The sequence below is a fragment of the Rahnella aquatilis CIP 78.65 = ATCC 33071 genome, assembly GCF_000241955.1.
GTDB lineage: Bacteria > Pseudomonadota > Gammaproteobacteria > Enterobacterales > Enterobacteriaceae > Rahnella > Rahnella aquatilis.
Genome location: NC_016818.1, coordinates 1,836,391 through 1,863,360 on the forward strand (window position 1 = coordinate 1,836,391; position 26,970 = coordinate 1,863,360).

Sequence of the window (26,970 nt, forward strand, 5' to 3'; positions counted from 1 at the left end):
GAGCAATTTTTTCATAAACATAAAGCCCAACGTGATTTAGTTTAACTATATTGTAAAAATTTAGTTAATGTTGAAGTGTGAATTTGAATATATTCATCGCTTATTTCTTCACAACTAATTATTGCTTTAAACCAAAGTGGCGACACCAACATTTCAGTAGCTTGTCTAACACGAATGCTGTTACTAATCTCGCCTCGTTTAATTGCTTCTTCAAATATTTTATCAGCCAGTTTTAATCTTGACTGCCATATGCCCTTGATTGCTTCTTTAACTTCTTCATCTCCCGTTCCAACAGCGGAGATTAAGCTATATACAAATCTTTTACCTTTTCCAGAGTTTAATAAATTGGCTATGGATTTTAAAAGATCTCTTAAATCATCCTGAATACTTCCTGTATTTGGCATCAGAACATAGCTTTCAGCTGTGTGATTAAGAGTGTCTGCAATTAGTCCGGCTCGCTCCGGCCAGCGCCTATAGATGGTTGATGGGCTTACATTTGCGAGAATTGCTATCTTCCTGTAGGTAAGAGCCTCAACCCCTTCTTCTGACAAAAGATGCTCTGCAGCTAGAAGTACAGCAGCACGATTCTTGGCACTACGGCCGCCAGTGCGCTCTGTTACATGGTCTAAACGATTAGCTCGAATAAAACTTGATCTGGCCATAATTACCCCATAATCTAAATGCAATACTTGTTGCATTAGAGGTTGGCATGAAAATTCATTGTTTGCAAACAGGTGATGTTCAGATTAAGAGTCGCCATGAGTTAGCTCGTTATGAATCGCGTCCGGCAAGGTTGTTTGACGTGCTCAAAGATAAGCATTGGAGTTCTCGTTTACCGATCGGTTGTTGGCTTGTCGAGCATCATGAAGGCCTTATACTTATTGATACTGGCGAAAGTACACATGCAAATGATCCCGGATATCAGCCTTGGTGGCATCCATTTATGCAAAAATGCGAACGTAGATGGGTCAGACCTGAAGAGGAGGTGAATGAAAAAATTAAGCAGTTAGGATTTATGGCTAATGATGTTCGCTGGGTCATTATGACACACATGCACGGAGACCATGCTGGCGGAATAAGACATTTTCCAAATAGTGAATTTATCCTAAGTGAGCTTGAAGCATCAGAGTGCTTATCTTGGAAGGGCCCTGTACAAGGATTTCTGAATATGCATTATCCTAATTGGTTTAGACCATCTACTATAAGATACGAAGATGGCCCATTTGTATCCTTCGAGAAACATCAATGCCTTACTTCAGATGGTTTAATTCGTATTGTTCCAACACCGGGGCATACAGCAGGTCATCAGTCTGTCATTATAGATTGTGGAGAATATAACGTTTTAATCGCTGGTGATGCCTCTTATCAGGAGAGTTACATGCTTGAAGGAAGTGTTGATGGGGTTGCGGTCGATGGAAATCTTCACCAGGAAACTACTAAGAAATTGCGTGCACTATGCAAAAGTAAACCTACGATAACGCAATTTGCTCATGACAATCTCAGCGCTGAGAGATTGGAAAATAAAATTTTCACTGTGCCAAATGAGCATTTTGACTGAAGTGTTTTCCCTCGACCCTTTTCATTATCTAACTGTATTAAGATAGCTCGTAATTTTTAGGTTCTAGGTCAGAATTCTTTTAATGATTTTGTTAATAAAATTTTTTGATTATTGAAGTAATCATTAAATGGAGAGCGAGTATTAAGGACGTTCTCCAATTAGAATTATTTTTCTACAGTTAACGTGTTATCAACCCATTAAGCATGAGATCCAAGTGCGCTTCTATTAATATTTCCTTCTTAAGATGACGGCGGCCGGTGACGTTTATGTGCAATATCATCAGGTTTAGAATAGAACTCATAATCACCTCAGGGAAACCTGACGCGGGTCCATCACGAAACTCTCCTGCTTCGACTCCTTCTTTTAATAATTTGCCTATTGCTCCTGCCAGAGGTTCTACGAATTCGTCATAGTGACGCTCAACAATTTCGGGAAGACGTACACCCTCAGTCAAAGACAAGCGCAGCATTTGCTGGATTTTTTTATCCTTTGATATTTTCTCAAAGGCATAGAGAAGCAGCTGACGCAGGCGTTCAGTGCAAGTACCATTGAATGAGTCTGACATGCTCAACACATCACGGTATGGTTGGGAATGGTGATGAGCCATCGCTTCGAAGAGCGCCTCTTTGGTGGGGAAATACAGATAGATTGTGCCCTTACTGATACCCAGTCGTCTGGCTATATCATCAAGTCTGGCAGCGGCATAGCCCTTAATTGCGAACTCTTCGAAAGCAGCCTCCATAATTTCTTGAGGGCGTTGCGCTTTTTGTTCAGCCCGTGTCATCTTATTTATCATGTTGAAAACTCCATAAATTACCTTGTCCGGGCCTCGATTTTATCCTGGTAGGATCATGTCACAGTTCTGCATCTCCGCAAATACCCTTAGTGTCCTGTCACTGATTTCAAAACCATTCAACCCAGTCTGTCTACTGTCGCACAGGTGATTGTCAGAAGTTAATCATTAAATTGACTGACTGGTCAGTCAGTGATAAATATAGCGTCTATTTTTCGTGGTTTCAATGATGGGGATCCCATGCAACGGGTTTCGATAATCGCATGCAGTTTGATATGCATAGCTCTGACAGGGTGTGACGGACAAAAACAAGCATCTGCCCCACTACAGCCGGTGCGTGCCATCCAGGTGCAACGGGTTCGATATCATAACGTGGCACATATATCGGGTGAGGTTGCTGCCCGGTTCCAGGCCGATCTGGCGTTCAGGACAGAAGGTCGGGTGATCGCGCGGCTGGTTGATGTGGGGAGCCGGGTGCATAAAGGAGACGTGCTGGCCCGGCTCGACGACGTAGAAAAAAAAGCAGACGTGGAGGTTGCGCAGGCCACACTTAACGGCGCACGCGCAACGCTCAAGTTAAAACTAAGCACCTTCAGTCGCGATCAGAAGTTGCTCGCAACCCATGCGATTTCACAGGCTGAATGGGATCAGGCGCGCGAAGACCTCAGCAGTGCACAGGCGGGGTTGGTCAGCGCGCAGTCATCACTTAATACGGCAAACGATGCGTTAACCTACACCGAACTCAGAGCGGATGCGGATGGGGTGATCGTTTCGCGACAGCTGGAGGTCGGCCAGGTAGTTGCCTCGGCCCAGACCGTTTTCACACTCGCTCATGATGGCTTACGCGATGCCGTGTTTGAGGTACCGGAGGCCCTGTTAGTCAACGAGCAGCCGGGAGATCACATTGAAGTCGGACTGCTTTCAATGGCTTCTTCTCCTTTAACTGCCAGGGTGCGGGAAGTGGCACCGTTGCTGGATGAGTCACGCGGCACCGTCAGAGTGAAAGCTACGCTACCGGCACCGGTACAGTGGTCACTCGGCGCACCGGTTGTCGGCGACTTCGAGGCGAAAGAAGAGCAGGGCATTTTACTCCCACCCGGTGCGCTGACCTCAATTCAGGGTAAACCCGCCGTATGGGTGATAGATAAGCAAAAAGACGTCGTTTCGCTGCAGGCTATTAAGGTTTCACGTTACCGCGCCCATGACGTGGTTGTGGCCGCTGGGTTAACGTCAGGGAGCTGGGTAGTCACTGAAGGCGGAAAGTTTCTGATAGCTGGTCAGCGCGTTTCTCCGGAGCAAAAATAGATGAACAGAAATTCATGGTTTTTTTTATGCCCACTGACCCTGCTGCTGGCAACTGTCTATGGTTGCGATGATAAAACTACAGCACCTCCGGCCCCGCGTTACGTCCTTTCCGCAGCAGCCCTCGCCGAGTCCGCCGCTGGTATGCATCTCGCCGGCACAGTGCAACCCCGCATCACGTCCCCGCTTTCCTTCCAGACTCCGGGGCGGGTGGTGTCACGTCATGTCGTCGTAGGCGATGAAGTCAATGCCGGTGATGTGCTTGCTGAATTGGACCCTCTCTCTCTGGAGTTTTCGGAACAAAGCGCGAGGGCGAGTCTGCAGGATGCGCAGGCCAAACTTCAAAATGCCATGGTCAGTGCCAAACGGCAACGTAGCCTTGCCACAGCACGAGTTACGAGCGTTGAAGAACTGGAAGAGGCCGAACAGAATCTGACTGCCGCTCAGGCAGCGGTAGGAGAGGCCCAGGCGAGGCTGCGTAAAGCCGGTGAACAACTGAGTTATGCCCGGTTGAAATCGAATTATAACGGCGTAATCACATCGGTATCTGTCGAAGCCGGACAAACCGTTGCCGCAGGTCAAACCGTTTTTCAGGTGGCCAGCCTGGAGGGGCGTGACGTCGTGGTTGATGTGCCTGAAGAAGAGTTAAGAAATGTAACGCTTGGGCATAAATTTGAAATGACATTACAAATAGATCCCTCCATCAAATGGACTGGCGTACTAAGAGAAGTTGCGCCGGCAGCGGATGCGGCTACGCGTCTGCGGAGGGTCAAGATCGCCATAAATGATGCCCCGCCGGCATTTCGATTAGGCACTGTGGTCACTGTTTATCCCCTGATATCAAACAACTCAGGTACGTCCGTGATCATTCCTGAAACCGCCGTCTTTGAGCGTCAGCAGACGCACTTTGTCTGGGTGATTAACCCAGCTTCCCTGACCGTCGAACAGAGAAAGGTCCAACTCATACCATTTAATCAGGCAAATTCGGTTCGTGTACTAAGCGGACTGAAAGAAGGGGAGCAGATTGTTACGGCCGGTGTGAACAGCTTACTACCGGGGCAAAAAATTCGCATTGAGAGGACGTCAACGCTGTGAACAAATTTAACCTTTCGGACTGGGCGCTCGAACATCGCTCTCTGGTCTGGTACTTCATTATTATTTCGGCAGTGATTGGCTTCTTCTCTTATCAGGAACTGGGAAGAGAAGAAGACCCGGCTTTTACGATCAAAACGATGGTCATACAGGCGCAGTGGCCTGGGGCGACTGCGGAAGAAATGACAAACCAGGTAACAGATCGTATTGAGAAGAAGCTGCAGGAAATTGATACGTTAGACCACACCCGCAGTCAGACAACGGCGGGGCAAACCATCATTTTTGTGGATTTGAAGGAAGAAACGCCATCTAAGGACGTTCGCGCCGTCTGGCAGCGGATCCGAAATATGATGGCGGACATTCAGGGAGATTTTCCCGCCGGCATACAGGGGCCTTTTTTAAACGATCGTTTCGATGATGTGTTTGGCAATATTTATGCCTTTACCAGCGAAGGTATAAGCCAGCGTCAACTGCGTGATTATGTTAATGAGGCACAAAAGAAAGTGCTGACTATTCCCAACGTCGGCAAAGTTGAGATCCTGGGAGCTCAGGATGAAGTCATTTATCTGGAGTTCAATCCACGTAAAAGTGCCGAACTGGGCGTGAGCCGCAGTCAAGTTATCGCCGCGCTGCAGGCGCAGAACGCCGTCACCGCTAGCGGGTTTATCGAAGCCGGTTCGGACCGGATCGCACTGCGGGTCGATGGGGGGTTTGCGTCTGAGCAAAGCCTGCGGCAAATCAACCTGCGTATTAATAACCGGTTCTTCCCTCTCACCGATGTGGTCAATATTACGCGCGGTTATGTTGATCCGCCGACCTCGCTGTTTCGCTACAACGGTAAACCTGCCATCGCACTGGCGGTGGGCATTAAATCAGGCAGCAATTTGCTGGTGTTTGGGCGCGCGCTGGACCAGATGGTTGACAATATTGTGCACGACCTGCCTGCCGGCGTGTTTGTTTCAAAAGTCTCCGACCAGCCTGCCATTGTGGATGAGGCCGTCTCCGGATTTACCCGCGCGTTATTTGAGGCCGTCGTCATAGTACTGGCGATCAGTTTTATCAGCTTGGGTGTCCGGGCCGGTTTGGTGGTCGCCATTTCAATTCCGCTGGTACTGGCCATTACTTTCCTGGTGATGTATTACGCGGGTATTTCGTTGCAACGCATCTCGCTGGGCGCATTGATCATTGCGTTAGGATTGTTAGTCGACGATGCGATGATTGCCACTGAAATGATGGTGGCGCGCCTGGAAATGGGCGACAGCCTCAGAAAGGCGGCCACGCATGTTTATACCTCCACTGCGTTTCCGATGTTGACGGGAACGCTGGTCACCGTAGCCAGTTTTATTCCTGTAGGATTTAACGCCAGCAATGCGGGCGAGTTCCTCTTTACGCTGTTTGTTGTCATTGCCGTATCGCTGATTGTCTCATGGGTCGTGGCAGTATTGATTGCGCCACTGCTGGGCGTGGCACTGCTGCCAAAAACGATTAAAAAGAAAGCGGAACATAAGAGCCGTACCGATAAAACCTTTTCCCGTATGTTGCACTGGTGTCTCCGCCACCGGTGGCTGACGATTGGTAGCGCCTGTGCGGCATTTATTCTCTCTGTTCTGGGCATGTCGCTGGTTCAGCATCAGTTTTTCCCCAGTTCAGACCGCCCTGAACTGATTATTGACTGGAACCTGCCGCAGAACAGTTCTATCGATGAAACCAGCCGGCAAATGGCGCAGTTTGAGCGGGAAGAGCTGCAAAACAGCCCTGACGTGGATCACTGGTCGAGCTATGTGGGCACCGGTGCTCCAAGATTTATCTTATCGTTTGACGTTCAGCCCTCGTCGTTGTCATTTGGCCAGACTGTCATTGTGGCAAAAGACATCAAAACGCGGGACCGTTTGCAGATAAAGTTCCGCACCTACTTAGCCCACACCTTCCCCGGCACCGACGCCTACGTCAAATTGCTGGATATCGGCCCGCCGGTTGGTAAGCCGGTACAGTACAGGGTAGCAGGACCGGATATTCAACAGGTGCGCAGCGAAGCACACAAACTGGCCGCCATCCTGGGACAGGATCCTGCGCTGAACAATCTTGCCTTTGACTGGAATGAGCCTGCCCGGGTGGTCAGGGTCAACGTCCTGCAGGATAAGGCCCGCCAGATGGGAGTCTCATCGCAGGCAATCGCTCAGGCGATGAATGGTCTGGCTGGGGGGGAAGCGATCACACAGGTCCGGGACGATATCTATCTGATAAACGTATTATGGCGTGGTCAGGCAAAAGACCGCGGCTCAGTCGATGCATTGAGAGACCTCCAGCTTGATGGTGCTAATGGTCAGCAGATACCGTTATCTTCTGTCGCCACTTTCAGCTATCAGCTTGAGCAACCGACCATCTGGCGGCGTGACCGTGCGGCCACCATTACGCTCAAAGCGGGCGTGACCGGAGATATTCAACCGGCCACCATTGTGCAACGCCTTGAGCCAAAAGTAGAGGCGTTCCGGCAAAGCCTGCCTCAGGGATATTCTGTCGAGACGGGCGGGGCGGTTGAGGAGAGCGCGAAGTCACAGGCGCCGATCGTGAAAGTAGTGCCCGCCATGCTGTTTGTCATTGCGACCATTTTGATGATCCAGTTGCAAAGTTTCCATCGTCTTTTTTTGGTCTTTTCCGTCGCACCGCTCGCGTTAATAGGCGTGGTAGCCGCGCTGCTGCTCAGTAACGCACCGCTGGGTTTCGTGGCCATACTGGGCGTGTTAGCGCTGGTCGGCATACTGATCCGCAACTCGGTTATCCTGGTGGTACATATCGACACGTTGCGGGCCGAGGGCTTAGCGCCCTGGCATGCAGTCGTGCAGGCAACCGAACATCGTATGCGCCCTATCATGTTAACGGCCGCAGCCGCAACGCTTGCACTTATCCCTATTGCGCGGGAAATATTCTGGGGGCCTATGGCGTACGCCATGATGGGCGGCATCATTATTGGGACAGTCCTGACGCTGTTATTCCTTCCCGCGCTCTACGTCACGTGGTTCAAAATCCCACAAGAGGAGAAAGCAGAATGATTCGTTTGCTGATGTGTGCCGGCTCGAACAAAAGACCCTCTTTTACACTGAATCAGGTAGCAAAGGCATGAGTTATTTTATTGTTTCCCGAACCCTGCGCTTATCCCGTCGCGCCCTGACGCCGGTCGCTGCAATGGTGTTCGCCACCTTGTTCACAGGTTGCACGTTAACGCCCGAGTATCATCGTCCCACTGCCCCCATGCCACCTGTGTGGCCAGTAAAGACTAAAACGAGCGTGTCAGACACGTCCGTTGCATCGATAACCTGGCAAACGTTATTCATAGATCCTAAGCTACGGCAGGTCGTTCAGCTAGCCTTGGACAATAATCGTGATTTGAGAATCGCGATTCTGAATATAGAGAAGGCCCAGGCGCAGTACCGGATACAGCGCTCAGCGCTGATGCCTCAGGTTGGAATAACGGGAGCAGAACAAGCCCAGCGCACACCTGCGTCGGTATCTTACACGGGGATTGGTGGGGTAAGCCGAGGGTACAGTCTCGATGTCGGTATAAGCGCTTATGAGCTCGATCTTTTCGGGCGCATCCGTAGCCTGAAGGAAGAGGCTCAGCAGGATTACCTGTCGACAGCCTGGTCTCGACAGGCTACGCAGATAAGTCTGATCGCTGAAGTTGCGGGAAGCTATCTATCGCTGGCTGCAGACCAGGACCTGCAGCGTCTGGCACGGGATACATTGCGCAGCCGCCAGGAAGCATACGATTTGCAAGAGAGCCTGACCAGCGTCGGTAAATCCTCCCAACTGCCGTTGCATCAGGCTGAAAGTGAGCTCGAGAGCGCCCGCTTCCAGTCCCTTCTTGCCGATAAGCAAGTGATGTCAGACAGTAATGCGCTGGCTTTACTGGTAGGCACACCTTTACCCGCAAACCTGTTGCCTTCAACAGACTCATTAGCGCACATGATCAGTGATAAGACTTTATCTGCGGGCCTCCCCTCTGATTTGCTGCAACAACGCCCTGATATCGTTTCAACAGAACATAGTTTACTGGCTGCTAATGCTGACATCGGTGCAGCACGTGCGGCGTTCTTCCCAAGCATTAGCCTGACAACTTCTGCTGGGCGTGCGAGTAACGCCCTAGGGGAACTTTTTGACGCGGGTGGGCAAAGCTGGGGTTTTGCGCCTCAGGTTAATCTGCCCATTTTCAGTGGCGGACGGCTGATGGCTCAATTAGAGACCTCCAAAGTTGAACGTGACATTGCGGTGGCAGAGTATGAGAAATCTGTTCAAACCGCTTTTCGTGAGGTTTCGGATGCGCTAGCAGAACGCAGCGTGGTTGATGATGAAACCCAGGCGCAGCAAAAGAATGTCCAGGCTGCTCAGGCAGCATTTGACTTCGTTCAGATTCAGTATGCTAACGGTGCGACGGACTACCTGAATGTGCTGGATGCGCAGCGGACATTATTCTCTGCGCAACAGTCTCTGATTCAGAGCAGACTTTCGCAGCAAAACAGTCTAATTACCCTTTACAAGGCCTTGGGAGGAGGGTGGGAGCGTGGAGCTGTAGACTAGCGGACCCTGCCATGTACGGCTGTTTACGTGCAGGCTAAGTATATTGCGCACTTCGCCTGCATGTTCATAAGTTCGGATTAAACGGATTTAATTGATTCCAATCCATTGAAATCTTGTAAAAATTTTTTCAATAATCTTTCCAATTCTATGCGGTCTTCATTTAGCCAGCTATTGAAGACGTCGTTATAAATGAGAGCTCGCGTATGATCGATTTTATCTGTCATCATTTTTCCTTCAGGCGTGACTACTGCTTCGTTAATTCGCTTATCTTTAACATTTTTCTGTCGGTAGGTTAGACCTATTTGCTCGAGTTTAGTTATCTGACGGCTCACCGTCGTGTAATCCCGGCCCACCCGGTCAGCGAGTTCTCCTACGCCTACAGGCCCAAAGCGGCCGATCAGGACCAGCAATGGAAACAATGCTCGATCAATATTAATACCGGAGTTTTTTATCATTATTTCATCACGTTGCGGCCGATTAAAAGTACCGACAATAGCCAGCAACGTATCATGTAAGTCATCAAAATTATCGTTTTTATGTGTATTCTGCACTCTTTTCATTGACGGCATCCTGGAACGTGGATAATATGTGTATTATACACATCTATTTCTTTAACTAAAGGTTAACTCAATGAAAGCAGCACTTGTTAATGGCAAAGGCGAAACCCCGATTTACGGTGATTTTATGGATCCACAGGAAGATGAGCAGCATTTTGTGGTCAATGTTAAAGCCGCCGCAATCAGTCAACTGGCTAAGGCACGGGCCGCCGGAATACACTACAGCTCAGTAACTGAATATCCGTTTATACCCGGAATTGATGGTGCAGGTTATCTGACTAACGGTGAGCCGGTCTATTTTTTCTCATTGAGCTCCCCTTTTGGCAGTATGGCTGAGCTGAGCCTGGTAACGCCTAAAAGTATTGTGCCGCTCCCGGCAACACTTGATCTCTCAATGGCAGCCGCTATTGGTAATCCAGGAATGTCATCCTGGGCGGCATTAACGCGCAAAGCACAGTTGCGCGCAGGAGAAACTGTTCTTATAAATGGTGCGACAGGCACCTCAGGAGGGCTGGCTGTGCGTATCGCTCGTCACCTGGGTGCGGGGAAAATCATTGCGACTGGGCGTAACACTGAAGAACTGGCGAAACTTTGTACTCAGGGGGCTGATATCACGCTTACGTTGGATGAGTTACCGCATGAACTCCCGGCCCTTATGAAACAGGGTGTTGATGTCGTGTTGGATTATCTCTGGGGGCACAGTGCTCTTGGCATTATGAAATCCGCCTCTGACGGAGGTGCTAGGTTGGTGCGTTTTGTGCAGATCGGCTCATTAAGTGGGCAAGAAATATCATTACATAGCAAATTATTACGCTCATCAGGATTGACCATGATGGGGAGCGGGCTTGGCAGCGTATCTAATACTGAACTGGTCGCTTCGGTTGGAGAACTATTACAAGCCGCTGCTTTGAATGATTTCTCAGTCCCGTTTAGTATTCGGCCGTTAAGCGAAGTAAACGACGCCTGGAACAAGGATGACAGTCGTTGTCGTACTGTTTTCAATATCTGATATTAAAAATACGATCTGGTACTTAACAATTCCTAGTAATTTCCACTTCGCTCGTGAATAAATGGAAATTTCTGCTGAGATACTTATTGGCTCATAACAGTTTTTGAGAAGGTGGGCCATTATCGTAATAGGCGGATGAGAAATCAGATAATCAGTTGAAATACCCTTATAAGGAAAAATATGAATATAAAAATCATCACGATTTCCTTTAGGTAATTCTGATAGCACTTTTTCTACTGGCAGTCTGCAATGTCCGCTGCTCGCTCATAACAGACCTAATCCGTTTCCGTGGATAGTTCTGTATGAGAAGCGGATCTCACACTTTGGATTCACTCAGGACATTTTACCTGAAGATGTTAATAAACGGTTTAGCAATTAGTCCGAATTGAAGCCAGAAAAATGCCGTAACAGTACAGACTGATACGGCTATTTTTGTGGTTTATTTTATCAGAGGGGTTATAACATTGTGCAACTGATTTCCTTCCCACAAATATAAGGCGGCACATACTGTTTCGGGCACATATCCAGATAATCCGACCACCACTGCATCATCGCTTTACGGGCATCGAGATATTCTGCTTTATGGATGTAAGCCGCTCGAACGCTGTTACGCTCCTGGTGACTCATCTGCCGTTCAACCGCATCCTGTGCCCATAGGCCAGACTCCATTAGGGCACTACAGGCCATTGCCCGTAATCCGTGGCCGCAGATTTCATTTTTTGTGTCATATCTCATCAGGCGCAACGCCTTGTTGACGGTGTTTTCACACATTGGCTTATACGGATTATGGTCACCGGGGAATATCAACACGCGATGACCGGATATTTCCCGTATCTGTTTCAGAATAGCGATGGACTGACGGGAGAGTGGAACGATATGTGGAGTGCGCATTTTTGCACCACGCTCAGAGTAGCGGACACCGGGGATGGCCTCGCGAGTGGCAGGAATGGTCCAGATTCTATTTTTGAAATCGATCTCAGACCAACAGGCGAAACGCAGCTCGCTGGAACGGATGAATAGGTGAAGGGTGAGTAATACGGCCAGGCGGGTTAACTCTCGTCCTTGCTGGTAGTCCTCAATGCGAGCCAACAGTTCCGGTAGTCGTTCCAGCGGAAGGGCGGGGTAGTGACGTTTAACGGGCGGGGCAATAATACCCTCCAGATTTGCTGCCGGATTGTTCTTTATCAAATCCTGATGTATGGCATGACGCATGATGTTGCACATATGCTGCCGGGTACGTGCTGCGACTTCCAGCAGACCTTTTTGCTCAATGCCTTTCAGCAGGTCGATAAAGTGACGAGGTTTCAGTTCAGCTACCGGCAAGTGTCCAATCACAGGGAATATATGATTGTTCATGCTGGCAAGCAGACGGGAGGCGTGGTTCTCTGACCATGTTCGGTTGCTTTTATGCCAGTCCAGTGCCACATACTTGAAAGTTTTTTCTGGCGAGGAAGTGGCTCTTTCAGCAGAGCGCTGTTGTGCTGGATTGATATTCTGCGCCAGCAATTTACGGATACCATCACGCTGTTGACGAGCATCAGCCAAAGACACGTCCGGGTAGGCGCCTAAGCCAAGGCGGGATTCTTTACCATCGATACGATATTTGAGATACCAGAGACGTGAACCGCCTGGATTAACTAAAAGATACAGACCGTGAGAATCGGAAATTTTGAAGGGTTTTTCGGATGGTTTTAAGTTGCGGATTTTTGAGTCATTAAGAGACATTTGGGGGTCACTCCGTCATCGAACCAACATGACCCCAAATCTGACCACCAAATTCTCCCGATGCGGAGGGAAAACTAAAAATGCATCGGGAAGATTTTTCGCGCTAACTTATTGAATCTAAATCACATAAGGATTCGCAAAGCGGCATGAAAACAAGAATTTGGCTCCTCTGACTGGACTCGAACCAGTGACATACGGATTAACAGTCCGCCGTTCTACCGACTGAACTACAGAGGAATCGTTGGAACGGGGCGAATAATAGCGACTGCCTGTGGGCATGTCAAAGGGGAAACTGTATAAATGCGTGCGTTTGCTGATACTTTAGTCAAGTTGTTGAGAATAGAGTCAAAAAGTCGCGTTTTTATATCCAGACGGGCCTTTTGCGGCCTTAACGTAATGCGTGGCAAGCGCGGGGGTATTCAGGGGCGCATGGTGCTGGCGGGTTGTAAATACCGGCCCGTGAAGCGCCATCGCTGTTATTAACCCTGCTAATTTATAAGGATGACCGATAAGAATGCATGATATTGGTGCAGGCTTCTTTCGTAGCGCATTTAATTATTCGCCGTTTCCTCCCCGTCATCTGTTTCTCATTGATCCCGCGTAATAGTTTTCTCTTATATTTTGTGGTCTTAGTACCGGAGACGGGCGTTTTTAAGCGGTATGCCGGAGATTGGCGTAAATCTTGCTTTTATCAGTCACACTTATTATTCACATCAACAATGGCAGCCCAGGGTTATCCCTTTTCGCGCAAGATGGAGACAGAGATGAATCTCAGACGTCTGAAGTACTTTGTGAAAATCGTCGATATTGGCAGCCTGACGCAGGCCGCTGATGTTCTGCACATCGCTCAACCGGCATTAAGCCAGCAACTGGCGACGCTGGAAGGAGAATTGCAGCAACAATTGCTGATTCGCACTAAGCGCGGCGTCACTCCCACCGAAGCCGGTAATATCCTTTATGCTCACGCGCAGGCCATTTTACGCCAGTGCGATCAAATCCACAGTGCCGTAAACAACGCCGGACAATCCCTTACCGGACAGGTTTCCGTCGGCCTTGCGCCGGGCACAGCCGCCTCCGGGCTGGCGCTGCCGCTGCTGCAGGCCGTCCGTAAACAACATCCGGGCATTCTGTTGTATCTCAACGAGAATTTCGGCACTGCGCTGGGCGATTTAGTGCTTAACGGACGCATGGATATGGCGGTATTTTACGGTTCCGGTATGACTTCCGGGCTGAGCAGTCAGCCACTGATAAAAGAAGATTTGTATCTCGTCGGGGCACACTCCGTGCCGAATCCGGGGAAATATGTCGAGCTGAGTGATGTGGCAAAGCTAAACCTGTTCATGCCGCGTTCACATAATGTTACCCGACGTCTGGTGGATGATGCGATGGCGGTGCGCCGTTTAAGTGCCAATATTATTGGTGAAATTGAATCTTCAGCCACGCTGACCGCCGCCGTCGCCAGCGGTCTGGGCGTCACGATATTGCCTGAATCCGCTGCCCGTGCCATGACCGGCCCGGCCAAAGCCTGGATGTCGTGCATCAGCGGCCCGGTGATTCAGGTTCCGCTGTCGCTCTGTGTTTCTGAAACGCTGGCGTTATCGCAGGAAGCTATGGCGGTGAAAAAAATCCTGCTGTCTCTGGTCTTTGAGCAGACTGCGCCGGTGATAGAGCCGATGTTAGTGGCAAGTTAAGCGGGGGAGTGAATATGATACTAAAAATTCCCCGGCGTAAGCACTTGCCGGGGAAGGGGTGAATGCGCTCATTTAGGTGCCGGGCTGTAGTTATCAATAAAGCCTGTCACTTTTTTACCCAGCAGGGTGAGGAGCGGTCCGGCAAAAACACCACCCAGACCGGCAATAATCAGCAGCCGGTCATCATTGGCATTGCGCGAAAGAACGAAAATACTCAGCAGCATCCCGCTGAAGCAAGAAACGATAATCTGCAACAGACATGTGCGGATTTCTTCCATAAAGGGTTTCTTCTTCCTCAGCATGATATAGCGAACAATTCCGCCCCATGCCGCCATGCCGATAACCGCGAGTACAATCCTGTGCTCCATTAATAGAATATCTCTGATATGTGTTGCCCCGACCATCATGTTGTCCTCAGAAGTAAAAATTAAACCGATATAAAACGAATTCGGTTAAATTATCACCAGGTGAGGCAGGGTGAAAATCACACGGCAACACATTTCCCTGTGAGGTTTTTTAGTCAGACCTCACATTATTCATTGATGATTTTATACTTACACCCACCGGGCATTTAGAAAATAAATAGCGTTAACAAACAGCGCTTCAGCACGGACATTTCCCCATCTTCCCGCCTTCGCTCGGGAACCGCGCCTCAAGGCATCGCCGGTGAAACTCGCGTTCCGTCATCGGTGTCATTTCCGGGTGTCTGACCAACATGTGCCGGACATAATTCTGATAATCCTGCACGCCGACCATCAGGCGAAAACTCTGTGCAGTACGTTTTATCGCCAGTTTCAGCCAGCCGGTGACATTGTGCGGTTTTGTCTGCACGATGAATAACGGCTGACAGCGGATGATGTGTAACGCTGCAGGCCGTGATGTTTTAAATAATGCTCTCGAATCAGACATGGCGGGCCTCGCGACGTTGTACGACAGCCGTTTCATGCACTGTCGGCGTACCTGACTGCAGTGCGCGGCGGATAACGAAGAATGCTGAAATCAGCATGGTGACCGCCACCAGCATGAAGAATCCACACAGGATGGCGTTGATCTGATTGTTCAGCACGATGGTATGCATGTCAGCCAGCGTTTTGGCCGGTTTAATGATTTCACCACTGTCGATGCCTGCGCCGAATTTCTTCGCCTGCGCCAGGAAACCAATCGACGGTTTTTCGTGGAAAATCTTCTGCCAGCCTGCGGTCATCGAGGTGATAAACAGCCAGATAGTCGGCAAAATCGTGACCCATGCGTAGCGCTGTTTTTTCATTTTGAACAGCACCACGGTGCCCAGAATCAGCGCCATCGAGGCCAGCATCTGGTTGCCGATACCGAACAGTGGCCACAGGGTATTAATGCCGCCTAACGGGTCGACGACGCCCTGATAAACGAAGAAGCCCCAGCCCGCCACCGCGACGGTAGTACCGGCAAACGTGCCGATCCACGAGCGGTTATTAGCCAAAGAAGGGACGGCGACACCCACCAGATCCTGCACCATAAAGCGGCAGGCGCGGGTACCGGCATCCACGGCAGTCAGAATAAATAAGGCTTCGAACAGGATCGCGAAGTGATACCAGAAGGCCATCATCGCGCGGCTGTTGAACACGTCGGTGATGATGTGCGCCATGCCGACGGCGAAGGTCGGCGCGCCACCGGCACGGGAAAGAATTGACTGCTCGCCAACATCTTTGGCGATTTGCGTCAGAATGTCCGGCGTGATCACAAAGCCCCAGCCGTTAATAACCTGTGAGGCGCTTTCTACCGTGGTGCCGATCAGCGCCGCCGGAGAGTTCATGGCAAAATACACACCGGGGTCGATAACGGATGCGCAAATCAGCGCCATGATCGCCACGAACGATTCCATCAGCATCGCGCCGTAGCCGATAAAGCGGATATGGCTTTCGCGCTCAACCAACTTCGGTGTGGTGCCGCTGGACACCAGCGCATGAAAACCGGAAATCGACCCGCAGGCGATAGTGATAAACAGGAACGGGAACAGGCTGCCGGAGAACACCGGGCCGCTGCCGTCGATAAAGCGCGATACCGCAGGCATTTTCATTTCCGGCATGGCGAAAACAATACCCACGGCCAGCCCGGCGATAACGCCTATTTTAAGGAACGTTGAGAGGTAATCGCGCGGTGCCAGCAGCAGCCAGACCGGCAATACCGAGGCAATAAAGCCATAGATCACCAGCACCCAGGTCAGCGTGGTGCCGTGCAGGGTAAAGAACGGTCCCCAGTAAGGATCCGCCGCCACATTGCCGCCGTAAACGATGGCGAGCATCATGAGCACGAAGCCAATCACCGACACTTCAGCAATTTTCCCCGGACGCAGAAAACGCATGTAGATGCCCATAAACAGGGCGATCGGAATGGTGGCGGCAATGGTGAACAGCCCCCACGGACTGTCAGCCAGTGCTTTAACCACCACTAAGGCCAGCGCGGAAAGAATGATGATCATCACGCCCAGCGCGCCGAGCATAGTGATAACGCCCGCGAAATTCCCCAGCTCCTGTTTTGCCATTTCACCCAGAGAGCGGCCGTCACGACGGGTGGAGATGAACAGGATCAGGAAGTCCTGTACCGCACCCGCCAGCATCACGCCGACCAGGATCCAGATCGTGCCCGGCAGGAAACCCATTTGTGCGGCGAGGATCGGGCCGACCAGCGGACCCGCGCCTGCGATGGCGGCAAAGTGGTGGCCGAACAAGACCCATTTGTTGGTGGGCACATAATCCAGTCCGTCGTTATGACGCTCGGCAGGCGTCATGCGTTTGTCATCGAGTTCGAAAACTTTTTCAGCGATAAACAGGCTGTAGAAGCGGTAAGCAATGCTGTAACAGGCAATAGCGGCGACCACCAGCCAGAGAGCATTAACATGTTCGCCACGGCTCAGGGCCAGCATCCCAAAGGCAAAAGCCCCGATTAACGCCACCACCAGCCAGGTTATCCCGGACTTGACGCTTTTCATGATGTACAACTCCTTATGAGTGGTCCGGTGATAGCCGGCCACTTTTTATGTCGAGAGTATGATGTGGAGAGGTAAGGGTCGCGTGGCTGAATGCGGTTGCGACTTTGTTAAATTACTGTTTAAAAATAATGTGTTTATACAGAAAAGTATGAAGTTAAAGATGAATTTGTGATGGGGTTGACGCTTTGCGCAGAGAAGACTGGTCGGATGACAGTAAAGTTGTGGCGGGTAAGTAAAAAAGCAAAAAAAAACCGGCCACGGGAGCCGGTTTTCCTGTCAGGTCAGCGTTTATTCAGCGGTTGCAGGCTTTTCCTGACCGGGTTTGTGATCACGCATCTGTTCCATTTTGGCCGCGCGATTCTGGTAGTTTTCATTGAACTGTTTTTTCTGCTCTGGCGTCAGCAGGTTATACATTTTGTTCTCAGCACGGGCGCGGTCGAGCATACGGTCAGACTGGGCTTTAGTGATGGTATCAATCTGCGATTTTACCTTGGCTTCATCGAAGCTGTCGGAAGCCACCAGGTTATGCATCTGATCCATCTGGGCTTTCATGGCTGCGCGGTCAGGACGCGCGCCGCTGTCTTTCATGATTTCTTTCATCTGAGTTTTCTGCTGCTCAGTCAGATTCAGCGCCGCAAACGGGTTCATATGTTGCGGTCCTTTATGATGCAGCATTTTTCCGTGCGTCGCGGTCGTGGCATCAGGTGCCGGTGTCGCGGTGGTTTCAGCAGCGAATGCGAAAGAAGCAGAGCTCAGAGCCAGGGTTGAAGCCACAATCATTGCGGTAAGTTTACGCATAATTAAATTCCTCATTGGAGATTCAGGCAATTCGCCCGTTTTGTTTCGACGAAAACAAGTCTACTCAATCCAATGAATAGTAATGCGGTGTGGATGTAAAAGAGTGAAAGGTGAAGTGTTACTTTTCCAGCGATCGTGGAGAAAGTGTTTAGAAAGCGTAAGGTTGCGCGAACAGGTGTGAAGGGAAGCTCAGATAAATCTGAGTAATGCGGTGAATTCATACATTACCATGGTGAATGTTTCGCCGCCATAGCCCTCTGGTAAAACATTGATTGCTGTTGATGCGCAGTTTACGTCAAGGGAAAGTGCAAAATCAGGCATAATAGTTATCATTTGATTAACACTTCCTATAACAGTGCTGATGAATCATGACTCAATCCCGTTACGAAACGCTGGCGCGCACGTTGCGCAGACAAATTGACACACAGGTCTGGTTGCCGGGCGACCGGCTGCCTTCATTGCGCGATACCTGCAAACAGTCCGGCCTGAGTCTGATGACCGTTTTGCAGGCCTATCAGTTGCTGGAGAGTCAGGGCGTGATTGTCGCGCGTCCGCAGTCCGGTTATTACGTGGCAGCGGGGGTACAGCGGCCGGTGCGCCACTCTCCCGACGGGCGTTTGCATGCCGCAGAGCAGGTGGACGTCAATGACGCCATTTTCGATATTCTCAAAGCCGGGCAAGATCCCGCCGTGGTGCCGCTCGGTTCCGCGTTCCCTGACCCGACGCTTTTCCCGCAGCCACGTCTGGCACGTTCACTGGCCAGTGCTGTCAGGCGGATGTCACCCCACAGCGCCATTGCTAATCTGCCGCCGGGGAATGAAGAACTGCGCCGCAGCATTGCGCAGCGCTATGCGCAAAACGGTATTGAAGTGGCCCCCGATGAAATCGTGATTACCTCGGGGGCGATGGAGTCGCTCGGGTTAAGTTTGCAGGTGGTGACGGAGCCGGGTGACTGGGTGGCTATCGAATCACCGGCTTTTTACGGCGTATTGCAGGCGATTGAGCGGCGTAAATTAAAAGCCGTGGCCATTCCGACTGACGCGCGTTACGGCATGGATCCCGATGCACTGGAACAGGCGCTGGACATTTATCCGATCAAAGCCTGCTGGCTGATGTCGAGTTTTCAGAACCCGCTCGGATGCAGTTTGCCACCGGCGAAAAAGGCACGGCTGGTGAGTATCTTGCAGGCGCATAACGTGGCGCTGATAGAGGACGACGTCTATAGCGAGCTGTATTTTGGCAGTGAACGGACGGTGCCGCTGAAGGCGTCAGGTTACCGCAGCGAAATTTTGCATTGCTCGTCTTTTTCGAAATCCCTCGCGCCGGGATTTCGCGTGGGCTGGGTGGCGGCGGGAGCTTATGCCGAGCGTATTCAGCGCCTGCAACTGATGAGCACGTTATCGGCCAGTGTGCCGGTTCAGCTGGCATTAGCCGATTATTTGCAAAAGGGTGTGCAGCAGGGCGGTTACGATACCCATTTGCGGCGGTTACGACGTGTGCTGGAACAACGGCAGATGGCGATGCGTCACGCGATCCTGGCTGAATTTCCGGCGCAGGTGTCGGTGACGCAACCGGCAGGCGGGTATTTTTTGTGGCTGGATCTGGGTGATAACGTGGATGCGGCGCGGGTCTATCAGCGCGCGCTGACAAAAGGCGTCAGCGTTGCGCCCGGCAGCATGTTCTCCGCCGACAAGCGTTTCAGCCATTGCATCCGCATTAATACTTCTTTCGAATGGGGACCGCACACCGCGCGCGCCATTTCAATTCTGGCAGCGCTGGTGGCGGAGGAGATTAAAGGGTGAGCGAGATGTTTCACACATCCTGCTCGCGCAGCGTCTTGCCGACGTTGCCACCCGGATGGACTTTCAGCGGTCGCTGCTGATCAAAACCGTTGCGCAGCATGATGCTGCCGCACAACGCATCGAACACGGCCAGCACCAGCACGCCAGGGTAAATTCTTCATCCGCATTCATTGGGTTTCCCCCTGCATCAGGCGGCGGTATTTCATGCTGTCGTGGTACATCTCATGGAATACGCGGTATTTGCGATCGTAATACTCTTTGATTTTGTTGGTTTGCGGCGTCACGGTTTTGCCGATACGGCTCATGGCCGCCATGGCTTCCGGCAACGAGTCATACGCGCCCGCCGCGACGGTGCCCATCATGGCGCTGCCAAGCAACATTGCCTCGCTCTCTTCCGGCAATAACATCGCACAGCCTGTCGCGTTGGAGTGCTCCTGCACAAACACCGGGTTTTTGGTGCCGCCGCCGCTCGCCATCATGGTATCAATGCGATATCCGCTCTGGTTCATGGTTTCGATAATGTGGCGGGTGCCCAGCGCCAGCGCCTGGATGGTGGCCAGATAATGCAGCGCCATGTCTTCCGGCGTGCGCGAGAGTTTCAGGCCGCTCAGTGTGCCGGTCAGCGTCGGGTTGGCGCGTGGCGAACGGTTGCCATGGAAGTAGGGCAACATATGAATATCCCGGGTCAGAAAGGCAATATTCTCCGGTTCGCCGGCCATTTTGCGCAGGATGCCGTTCAGCACTTCATAAATGGTTTTGCCGCTGTCTTTGCCCTGTTTCAGCAAATCCTGATAACACGGGTGCGACTGGATCACGTGGTCAATCAGCGCGCCGGTGGTGGATTGTCCACCTTCATTCAGCCAGTAATCCGGCAGGATCGCGGAGTAATACGGCCCCCAGATGCCGCCGATATAACGCGCGCTGCGGGACATCGCCATATGCGCCGTGGAGGTGCCGCCAATCAGCGCGATGCGGTTGTCGAAATCGGCCGATTCACCGGATGCGCCGCTGGCCCCGAGAATACCGAGGCTGCCGGCATGGGCATCAATGATAGAAACGCTGACCGCAGTCCCTGCCATCAGCCCCATTTCTGCGGCGGCACGCTGTGTCAGGCCATGCCCGAGCGGTTCGCCCATGGTTTTCACTTCGCTGCCGATTTTCGCCGCGTTGTTTTCCAGCAAATCTTCCAGCCCGATCTGGCGGAAATAGCTCGGGTCCCAGCGGTCTTCATGGCCGATATAGGTCCATTTACAGACGGTGGAACACAGCGAACGTGTGGTGTCCTGCGTGGCGCGCCAGGTCAGGAAATCCGGCAGGTCGAAAAGATGCCCGACGTTGTTCCAGGTGGTCGGCATATGCTGTTTCAGCCACAGCAATTTCGGCGTTTGCATTTCCGGCGAAATAATCCCGCCAACAAATTCCAGCACGCGGTGACCGGTGGCGTTGATGCGCTCGGCCTGAGTGATGGCACGGTGATCCATCCAGACAATAATGTTTTGCTCGCTGCGCCCGGACGGGCTGACGGTCAGCGGCTTGCCTTCTTTATCCAGTACGACCAGCGAACAGGTGGCGTCGAAGCCGATACCTTTCACCTGGATCGGGTTGATGTCAGCCTGATTGACCGCATCTTTCACGGCGTTACAGACCGACTGCCAGATCTCATCAGAAGATTGCTCGACGAAATCGGCTTTCGGGCGGTACAACGTGATCTCACGGCTGGCCTGACCGACCATGCGGCCGGTCATGTCGAAGACGCCCGCGCGGGCGCTGCCGGTTCCTACGTCTACTCCAATAAAATAACTCGCCATGTTCTTTCCCTTCGGTAAAAAGCTTTCGCTTAAGATTTTCTGTTTTGCAGAGCGATAAACAGGATCAGGACGCCGCCCCACAGGGCCATTGTCAGGTAACTGCTGACGCCCATCAGGTTCAGGCCGCTTTCCAGCATTTGCAGGACGATCAGCGCCAGTACCAGCCCGATGACCCGGCCGAAACCGCCGTCGGGATTAATCCCGCCAAGCACCGAGGCCAGAATGGTCACCAGCAAATAGGAGTCGCCGTAGCCCGCTTTCGCCGAGTTAAATTTGGACATCATCAGCAGTGCCGCGCCCCATCCGAGCAGGGCGGAAAGCACATACACCGCGATGGTGACTTTGTGCGTATTGACGCCGCTGAAACGTGTGGCCTGTTCGTTGGAACCCATCAGATACAGGCTCCGGCCAAGCGTGGTGTGTTCGAGTAACACCCACAGCAAAAGCGCGACCAGCAGGAAGAGCAGCAGGGCGACCGGAATGCCCAGCAGGCTGCCGTTACTGAGATACTGGATTGCCGCCGGGAAGCCGGAAATGACGGCCCCGTTGGTCAGCAGAATATTCAGCCCGGCAATCAGCGTCATGGTGCCGAGCGTCGCCAGAATCGGTGATACGCCGATATACGCAATCAGCGCGCCATTAAGTACGCCAATGATCACCGCCACAGCCAGACCGGCGAGCATCGCCAGCACGAAATATTGCGGCTGATCCGGATGTGCCACCAGAATGGCCGCCATTGCCAGCGAACAGGCATTGGCACCGGCAATGACCGAAAGGTTGATACCGCCGGTGAGCATGGTGATGCCCATCCCCAGCGCCAGCATGCCCAGAATCGGCAACTGCGAAGAGATCGACTGGAAATTGCCGATGCTGTAAAAACTGCCGCCCAGCGTGAACGAGAACAATACGGCAACGGCAACGATGATCAGCAACTGCAAGCGGATGATGCGGTCGCCGGGGAAGAATCGGGTTAAGGTTGTCATGTCACATCCCCTTTGCCAGTTTACGTTTTTCATTCCACGCGGTGCTGCTGATGCTGACCAGAATGATCACGCCGCTGAATACCTGATGCCAGTAAGACGAAATACTCAGCAGCGTCAGGCCGTTTTGCAGGAAGGCCAGCAGCATCACACCGAGGATGGTACCGGTCAGTGAGCCGCGTCCGCCGGTCATGCTGGTGCCGCCTAAAACCACCGCCGCCAGTACCGTCAGTTCATAACCGAGCAGCGAGTTGGGGGCCACGGACTGGGTAATCTGCGCCTGCACCACGGCAGCGATGCCGGCCAGTAAGCCCATAAAGCCATACACGTAAAAATGCAGACGCAGGATGTTCAGGCCGAGGCGTGACGCGGCGTCACGGTTGCTGCCCATGGCGTAAATCTGACGGCCCACGCGGGTGCGGTTCATCAGCACGCCGGTGGCGATAATCACCCCCAGCAGGCTGAGCAGCGGCAGCGTCAGGCCATAGTCGTAACCGTCGGCGGCGGTAAAGGAGAACCAGTTTATGCCGTTCATAAACCAGTCAGGGAAGCCATACAGCCAGGTGCCGTTGGTCAGATACACCAGCAAACCGTAGAACAAATTCAGTGTGGCAATGGTGATAATAATGGCCGGTACGCGCAGCCAGTAGACCAGAAAACCATTGACCAGCCCGAGCAGTAAACCGACGCCCATCGACATAGCAAACGCCAGCGGAAAGCTGCCGCCGTGATGAATGATATAACTCGCCATCACGTACTGACCGATGGAGGTCACCGCCGGGAAGGAGATGTCGATGCCACCGGCAATCAGCACCACAAACAGGCCGCAGGCCAGAATACCGAGAATGGCGTAACTGGTGGCGACGTCAGTCAGGTTACCGAGTGTCATAAATTCACCGGTGCTGACACTCAGGCCAATCACCAGCAGCAGTACCAGTAATCCCAGCCAGAATTCGTGCAGGGAAAACAGTTTCGAGAGAGATTTGTTATCCATTGATCGCCTCCGCAATCTGCGCTTCGCTGCTCTGGTGGGGCGCGAATTCCGCCACCAGTTCGCCTTTGCGCATTACCAGCACACGGTGACTGTTGTAATAAGCCTCCGGGATTTCATCGCAAATCATCAGCACCGCCATGCCGGATTCCGCCAGATCGCGCGCGATGCGGTAAATCCCTTCTTTATTGGCGATATCAACGCCGACCGTTGGCGAATCGAGGATCAGGATGTGCGGCTGCGTTGCCACCCATTTGGCGATGGCGATACGCTGGGCATTCCCGCCGGAAAGGGTTTTCACCGGCAGGCTGCTGTCGGATACTTTAATGTTCAGATCGCGGATCAGATCTTTCACCACTGACGCGGCTTTGCGGTGATCCATCAACCCGGTGGCGGTGTGCAGCCTGTCGAAAATCGACACCAGCGTGTTGTCGTAAATGGATTGCTCCATGATCAGCCCCTGTGTCAGACGGTCTTCTGACACATAGGCAATGCCGTGACGGATTGCGTCGCGGTTGCTGTGGAATTTCACCACGTTGCCGTTAACGCGGATTTCCCCGCTGTCCGGCTGGCTCATGCCAAACAGGGTCAGACAGAGCTCGGTCCGCCCTGAACCGAGCAGGCCGATCACCGACGTGATTTCCCCCTGACGCAGCGACAGTGAAATGTCCTGATACTGGCCTTTGCGGCTCAGGTGGCTGACTTCCAGCAGCGGGGTTACGTTGGCCGGTGCGCGTTGCGGCAGGTGACTGTAGGTAAAACGCTGTCCGGTCATCAGGAAGGCCAGCTCATTGCTGTCCAGTTCACTGGACGGATAGGTACCGACCAGTTTGCCGTCGCGCATCACGCTGATACGGTCAGCGACTTCCATCACTTCATCGAGGCGATGGCTGACAAATACCACACAAATACCGGCGGCTTTCAGCTCATTCACCACCCGCAGCAGACCGTTCACTTCCGTGCGGGTCAGCGACGCGGTCGGTTCATCCATGATAACCAGACTGGCGTCAGCGGCGATTGCCCGGCATATTGCCACTAACTGACGGTCTGCGATCGACAGCTTTTCGACTTTACGATCCGGATCCAGAGAGACGCCCACCCGTTGCATCACCGCAACGGCTTTTTTGCGCATTGCCTCGCGATGTACCCAGAAATCGCCGCCCGGTAAATAACGGTGAATAGCGATATTTTCAGCCACCGATAAATTCGGGAATAAAGATAAATCCTGATAAATAACCTGAATGCCGTAATAAGAAGAAAGTTGTGGCGTCAGGGTATGAAATAATTTGCCGTCGAGCGTAATGGCTGCGCCTTTTTCCGGCTGATAGACCCCGGAAATCACTTTAATAATGGTGCTCTTGCCGCAGCCATTCTGACCCGCGAGACAATGCACTTCGCCTTTATTGAGCGTCAGGCTGACATTATCCAGGGCTAATACGCCGGGGAATTTTTTACTGATTTTCTCGAGGCTGATAAAGGCCTCAGCAGGGGCAGGGGACGTGCTGAGAGTATTCATCGCAATCCTTACAACATACCCTTCATACTTCGTGCTGTGGATGCGTTGGCTGCACTCGCTCACCCGAATCACTTACTTATGTAAGCTCATCGGGATTCACTCATTTGCCGCCTTCCCACAACCCGAATTATTTAGGGTATAAGTTTCAATGTCTGATTAGAAATTCAGATACGGCACAGCAAACAACGCCGTATCTGTTTCTATTTGCCTGGTGTGGCGCTGGAGATAATGTATCTCCGGTAAATAAAAATATTAAAAAGCTAAATCAGAAGCCCAGTGATTTCGCATTTTCTGGTGTGACTTCCAGAATTTTATTAAAGCGGATCACGTGCTTATCCATATCCACATCAGCTTTGCCCAGCCCTTCGATGCTCAGATCTTTAGTGACTTCTTTACCCTGCAACATCTGGTCGGCGACGGTGACTAAGGCGTAACCGGCATCTTTCGGATCCCACAGCAGCACTTTCTTAATATCACCGCGCATCAGATAGGGCGCGGCCTGAGCTGGCATGGCGATACCAACCACTGCAATTTTATTTTTCGCACGTTTCTGCTGAACGGCCTGACCGGCACCGATCGGGCCGAGCGAACCGAAACCGATAATCCCTTTCAGGTCAGGATAGGTTTTCATTAAGTCGAGCGTGGTGGAGTAAGACTTATCAATATTTTCTGCGACCGGCAGGCGTGAAGTCACTTCATGCATATCCGGGTATTTTTCTTTCTGATATTTAATCGCCGCATCTGCCCACGCGTTATGCAAAGGTACGGTCAGGGAACCGACATAAATCGCATAACCGCCTTTACCGCCCATATCTTTCGCCAGCTCGTCCATATTGGCTTCGGCGTATTTCTGGCTGTCGATGGTTTCGATATCCCACTGACCAATTTGCTGATCCGGCGATTCATGCGTTAACACCACGATGCCCTGATCACGGGCTTTTTTCAGCACCGGCTCAAGCACTTTGGCGTCGTTCGGCACCACGATAATGGCGTCGACTTTTTTGGCGATCAAATCTTCAATCACTTTGACCTGCTGTGCCGGGTCCGGCGTGGATGCGCCTACCTGATAGGCGTTGACATCCAGCTTCTGCGCGGCTTCTTTTACGCCGACTTCCATGCGGGTGAACCAGGGAATACCGGTGACTTTAGCGACGACGGCAATGTCGTAAGGCTTGGCGGCGAACGACGGTGTTGTGAATAACATGCATGCTGAAACCACACATGCACTGACTAATGCGAGGTTAAATTTCATGTCTGTACCTTTCTTATGAGGTTCTGTTTTGGTGTAGGGAACGGGTGGTGGTTATTTATTCCACATTCAGAGATTAACTTAAGGGGAAAGCTGTTTTCGCGTGGTCGTGAACGGAATGTGATCAAAGTCCTTTAATGTTAAATTTAATAGTTTTATATGTTAAAAATAGGTGAATTAAAACCATGGGAAATCATGGATTAGAGTGAGTGTCGGATGTTACCCATAACAATTAAACAATAACGCATCTATTTATTAACAAATAATACACATAATCAGTTTGCCATGGTCGTTTTTCAGAAAGAAATCCCGCCCGGTATTTTTTATTTGCGCAGAGTGTGAACGGGGTCACGGGGCGGGGATGCGCCAAAATTGTGCACCCTTGCACCTTAATCAGGCACCGGGCTGTGCGTAACGGCGCGCGATACGCGCCTGATCACAATCCTGTATAAAATATTCCGCCAGAAATCAAAATATTTCCCTGCATACTCATTCTTCTGTCCTCGTTGCTGCAAAAGGGGATTTTTTCTTTTATTCATTTTTTATGCAATTAAAG

Annotated in this window: 22 protein-coding genes and 1 tRNA gene; 8 read left to right on the forward strand and 15 right to left on the reverse strand. The window is 51.6% G+C overall.

Annotation, left to right across the window (positions count from 1 at the left end; all coding sequences use genetic code 11):
• Positions 1-41: 41 nt before the first annotated feature.
• Complete coding sequence (locus RAHAQ2_RS08395; protein ID WP_037038853.1) at positions 42-662, reverse strand: TetR/AcrR family transcriptional regulator; 621 nt, start codon at positions 660-662, stop codon at positions 42-44.
• 47 nt (positions 663-709) lie between these two features.
• On the opposite strand from RAHAQ2_RS08395, the gene RAHAQ2_RS08400 reads away from it, so the two are divergent.
• On the forward strand, positions 710-1,558 hold the full coding sequence (locus tag RAHAQ2_RS08400) for an N-acyl homoserine lactonase family protein (protein ID WP_015696816.1): 849 nt from the start codon (positions 710-712) through the stop codon (positions 1,556-1,558).
• Positions 1,559-1,736: 178 nt separating this feature from the next.
• Here the strand turns inward: RAHAQ2_RS08400 and RAHAQ2_RS08405 are convergent, their stop codons facing one another.
• Complete coding sequence (locus RAHAQ2_RS08405; RefSeq protein ID WP_015696817.1) at positions 1,737-2,354, reverse strand: TetR/AcrR family transcriptional regulator; 618 nt, start codon at positions 2,352-2,354, stop codon at positions 1,737-1,739.
• Between the two features lie 237 nt (positions 2,355-2,591).
• Here RAHAQ2_RS08405 and RAHAQ2_RS08410 point away from each other — a divergent pair, with 237 nt between their 5' ends.
• The 4 genes from RAHAQ2_RS08410 (at position 2,592) to RAHAQ2_RS08425 (ending at position 9,320) form a co-directional block, all read left to right on the forward strand.
• Positions 2,592-3,656 carry an efflux RND transporter periplasmic adaptor subunit gene (locus tag RAHAQ2_RS08410; RefSeq protein ID WP_015696818.1) on the forward strand — a complete coding sequence of 355 codons (1,065 nt, stop codon included), beginning with the start codon at positions 2,592-2,594 and terminating at the stop codon, positions 3,654-3,656.
• A complete protein-coding gene (locus RAHAQ2_RS08415; protein ID WP_015696819.1) occupies positions 3,657-4,748 on the forward strand; it encodes an efflux RND transporter periplasmic adaptor subunit in 1,092 nt (363 codons plus the stop codon).
• Positions 4,745-7,795: an efflux RND transporter permease subunit gene (locus tag RAHAQ2_RS08420; protein WP_015696820.1), complete on the forward strand. Its 3,051-nt coding sequence runs from the start codon at positions 4,745-4,747 to the stop codon at positions 7,793-7,795. Before RAHAQ2_RS08415 ends, RAHAQ2_RS08420 begins: the two co-directional genes overlap by 4 nt.
• Positions 7,796-7,862: 67 nt before the next feature.
• Positions 7,863-9,320 (forward strand): efflux transporter outer membrane subunit, encoded by a 1,458-nt coding sequence (locus tag RAHAQ2_RS08425; protein ID WP_015696821.1) that lies wholly within the window; start codon positions 7,863-7,865, stop codon positions 9,318-9,320.
• A gap of 77 nt (positions 9,321-9,397) precedes the next feature.
• Here the strand turns inward: RAHAQ2_RS08425 and RAHAQ2_RS08430 are convergent, their stop codons facing one another.
• Complete coding sequence (locus tag RAHAQ2_RS08430; RefSeq protein ID WP_015696822.1) at positions 9,398-9,880, reverse strand: MarR family winged helix-turn-helix transcriptional regulator; 483 nt, start codon at positions 9,878-9,880, stop codon at positions 9,398-9,400.
• A 70-nt stretch (positions 9,881-9,950) separates the two neighbouring features.
• Here RAHAQ2_RS08430 and RAHAQ2_RS08435 point away from each other — a divergent pair, with 70 nt between their 5' ends.
• Positions 9,951-10,886, forward strand: a complete 936-nt coding sequence (locus RAHAQ2_RS08435) for a quinone oxidoreductase family protein (RefSeq protein ID WP_015696823.1) — start codon at positions 9,951-9,953, stop codon at positions 10,884-10,886.
• Between the two features lie 456 nt (positions 10,887-11,342).
• On the opposite strand, the gene RAHAQ2_RS08440 is transcribed toward RAHAQ2_RS08435, so the two are convergent.
• Entirely contained in the window at positions 11,343-12,611 is a 1,269-nt protein-coding gene (locus RAHAQ2_RS08440; protein WP_015696824.1) for a tyrosine-type recombinase/integrase, read from the reverse strand.
• 161 nt (positions 12,612-12,772) lie between these two features.
• Positions 12,773-12,848 (reverse strand) — tRNA-Asn (locus RAHAQ2_RS08445).
• A gap of 527 nt (positions 12,849-13,375) precedes the next feature.
• Between RAHAQ2_RS08445 and nac the strand changes: the two genes are divergently transcribed.
• Positions 13,376-14,302: a nitrogen assimilation transcriptional regulator NAC gene (gene nac / locus RAHAQ2_RS08450; protein WP_037038858.1), complete on the forward strand. Its 927-nt coding sequence runs from the start codon at positions 13,376-13,378 to the stop codon at positions 14,300-14,302.
• 68 nt (positions 14,303-14,370) lie between these two features.
• Here the strand turns inward: nac and RAHAQ2_RS08455 are convergent, their stop codons facing one another.
• From RAHAQ2_RS08455 to spy, 4 genes are all read right to left on the reverse strand, one after another.
• Positions 14,371-14,670 (reverse strand): phage holin family protein, encoded by a 300-nt coding sequence (locus tag RAHAQ2_RS08455; protein WP_231572388.1) that lies wholly within the window; start codon positions 14,668-14,670, stop codon positions 14,371-14,373.
• A 235-nt stretch (positions 14,671-14,905) separates the two neighbouring features.
• Positions 14,906-15,211 (reverse strand): YbdD/YjiX family protein, encoded by a 306-nt coding sequence (locus RAHAQ2_RS08460; RefSeq protein WP_015696827.1) that lies wholly within the window; start codon positions 15,209-15,211, stop codon positions 14,906-14,908.
• Entirely contained in the window at positions 15,204-17,270 is a 2,067-nt protein-coding gene (locus RAHAQ2_RS08465; protein ID WP_015696828.1) for a carbon starvation CstA family protein, read from the reverse strand. Before RAHAQ2_RS08465 ends, RAHAQ2_RS08460 begins: the two co-directional genes overlap by 8 nt.
• A 288-nt stretch (positions 17,271-17,558) precedes the next feature.
• Positions 17,559-18,068: an ATP-independent periplasmic protein-refolding chaperone Spy gene (gene spy / locus RAHAQ2_RS08470; RefSeq protein ID WP_015696829.1), complete on the reverse strand. Its 510-nt coding sequence runs from the start codon at positions 18,066-18,068 to the stop codon at positions 17,559-17,561.
• 368 nt (positions 18,069-18,436) lie between these two features.
• Here spy and RAHAQ2_RS08475 point away from each other — a divergent pair, with 368 nt between their 5' ends.
• Complete coding sequence (locus RAHAQ2_RS08475; protein ID WP_015696831.1) at positions 18,437-19,870, forward strand: aminotransferase-like domain-containing protein; 1,434 nt, start codon at positions 18,437-18,439, stop codon at positions 19,868-19,870.
• Positions 19,871-19,880: 10 nt separating this feature from the next.
• Here the strand turns inward: RAHAQ2_RS08475 and RAHAQ2_RS26120 are convergent, their stop codons facing one another.
• The 6 genes from RAHAQ2_RS26120 to RAHAQ2_RS08500 form a co-directional block, all read right to left on the reverse strand.
• Positions 19,881-20,012 carry a hypothetical protein gene (locus tag RAHAQ2_RS26120; RefSeq protein ID WP_274378169.1) on the reverse strand — a complete coding sequence of 44 codons (132 nt, stop codon included), beginning with the start codon at positions 20,010-20,012 and terminating at the stop codon, positions 19,881-19,883.
• A 25-nt stretch (positions 20,013-20,037) separates the two neighbouring features.
• Positions 20,038-21,678 (reverse strand): FGGY-family carbohydrate kinase, encoded by a 1,641-nt coding sequence (locus RAHAQ2_RS08480; protein WP_015696832.1) that lies wholly within the window; start codon positions 21,676-21,678, stop codon positions 20,038-20,040.
• A gap of 29 nt (positions 21,679-21,707) precedes the next feature.
• Positions 21,708-22,661: an ABC transporter permease gene (locus RAHAQ2_RS08485; RefSeq protein ID WP_015696833.1), complete on the reverse strand. Its 954-nt coding sequence runs from the start codon at positions 22,659-22,661 to the stop codon at positions 21,708-21,710.
• 1 nt (position 22,662) lies between these two features.
• A complete protein-coding gene (locus RAHAQ2_RS08490; protein ID WP_015696834.1) occupies positions 22,663-23,652 on the reverse strand; it encodes an ABC transporter permease in 990 nt (329 codons plus the stop codon).
• A complete protein-coding gene (locus RAHAQ2_RS08495) occupies positions 23,645-25,165 on the reverse strand; it encodes a sugar ABC transporter ATP-binding protein (RefSeq protein ID WP_015696835.1) in 1,521 nt (506 codons plus the stop codon). The genes RAHAQ2_RS08490 and RAHAQ2_RS08495 overlap by 8 nt, the downstream gene beginning before the upstream one ends.
• Before the next feature lie 265 nt (positions 25,166-25,430).
• On the reverse strand, positions 25,431-26,417 hold the full coding sequence (locus RAHAQ2_RS08500) for an autoinducer 2 ABC transporter substrate-binding protein (protein ID WP_015696836.1): 987 nt from the start codon (positions 26,415-26,417) through the stop codon (positions 25,431-25,433).
• Between the last annotated feature and the right edge of the window lie 553 nt (positions 26,418-26,970).

Coding starts and splice junctions, on each gene's coding strand:
- RAHAQ2_RS08475 (WP_015696831.1), top strand. CDS start 18,437: ATGACTCAATCCCGTTACGAAACGCTGGCGCGCACGTTGCGCAGACAA.
- RAHAQ2_RS08460 (WP_015696827.1), bottom strand. CDS start 15,211: ATGTCTGATTCGAGAGCATTATTTAAAACATCACGGCCTGCAGCGTTA.
- RAHAQ2_RS08490 (WP_015696834.1), bottom strand. CDS start 23,652: ATGGATAACAAATCTCTCTCGAAACTGTTTTCCCTGCACGAATTCTGG.
- RAHAQ2_RS08405 (WP_015696817.1), bottom strand. CDS start 2,354: ATGATAAATAAGATGACACGGGCTGAACAAAAAGCGCAACGCCCTCAA.
- RAHAQ2_RS08415 (WP_015696819.1), top strand. CDS start 3,657: ATGAACAGAAATTCATGGTTTTTTTTATGCCCACTGACCCTGCTGCTG.
- RAHAQ2_RS08500 (WP_015696836.1), bottom strand. CDS start 26,417: ATGAAATTTAACCTCGCATTAGTCAGTGCATGTGTGGTTTCAGCATGC.
- RAHAQ2_RS08400 (WP_015696816.1), top strand. CDS start 710: ATGAAAATTCATTGTTTGCAAACAGGTGATGTTCAGATTAAGAGTCGC.
- nac (WP_037038858.1), top strand. CDS start 13,376: ATGAATCTCAGACGTCTGAAGTACTTTGTGAAAATCGTCGATATTGGC.
- RAHAQ2_RS08425 (WP_015696821.1), top strand. CDS start 7,863: ATGAGTTATTTTATTGTTTCCCGAACCCTGCGCTTATCCCGTCGCGCC.
- RAHAQ2_RS08455 (WP_231572388.1), bottom strand. CDS start 14,670: ATGGAGCACAGGATTGTACTCGCGGTTATCGGCATGGCGGCATGGGGC.
- RAHAQ2_RS08465 (WP_015696828.1), bottom strand. CDS start 17,270: ATGAAAAGCGTCAAGTCCGGGATAACCTGGCTGGTGGTGGCGTTAATC.
- RAHAQ2_RS08395 (WP_037038853.1), bottom strand. CDS start 662: ATGGCCAGATCAAGTTTTATTCGAGCTAATCGTTTAGACCATGTAACA.
- RAHAQ2_RS08430 (WP_015696822.1), bottom strand. CDS start 9,880: ATGAAAAGAGTGCAGAATACACATAAAAACGATAATTTTGATGACTTA.
- RAHAQ2_RS08495 (WP_015696835.1), bottom strand. CDS start 25,165: ATGAATACTCTCAGCACGTCCCCTGCCCCTGCTGAGGCCTTTATCAGC.
- RAHAQ2_RS08435 (WP_015696823.1), top strand. CDS start 9,951: ATGAAAGCAGCACTTGTTAATGGCAAAGGCGAAACCCCGATTTACGGT.
- RAHAQ2_RS08480 (WP_015696832.1), bottom strand. CDS start 21,678: ATGGCGAGTTATTTTATTGGAGTAGACGTAGGAACCGGCAGCGCCCGC.
- RAHAQ2_RS08440 (WP_015696824.1), bottom strand. CDS start 12,611: ATGTCTCTTAATGACTCAAAAATCCGCAACTTAAAACCATCCGAAAAA.
- spy (WP_015696829.1), bottom strand. CDS start 18,068: ATGCGTAAACTTACCGCAATGATTGTGGCTTCAACCCTGGCTCTGAGC.
- RAHAQ2_RS08410 (WP_015696818.1), top strand. CDS start 2,592: ATGCAACGGGTTTCGATAATCGCATGCAGTTTGATATGCATAGCTCTG.
- RAHAQ2_RS08485 (WP_015696833.1), bottom strand. CDS start 22,661: ATGACAACCTTAACCCGATTCTTCCCCGGCGACCGCATCATCCGCTTG.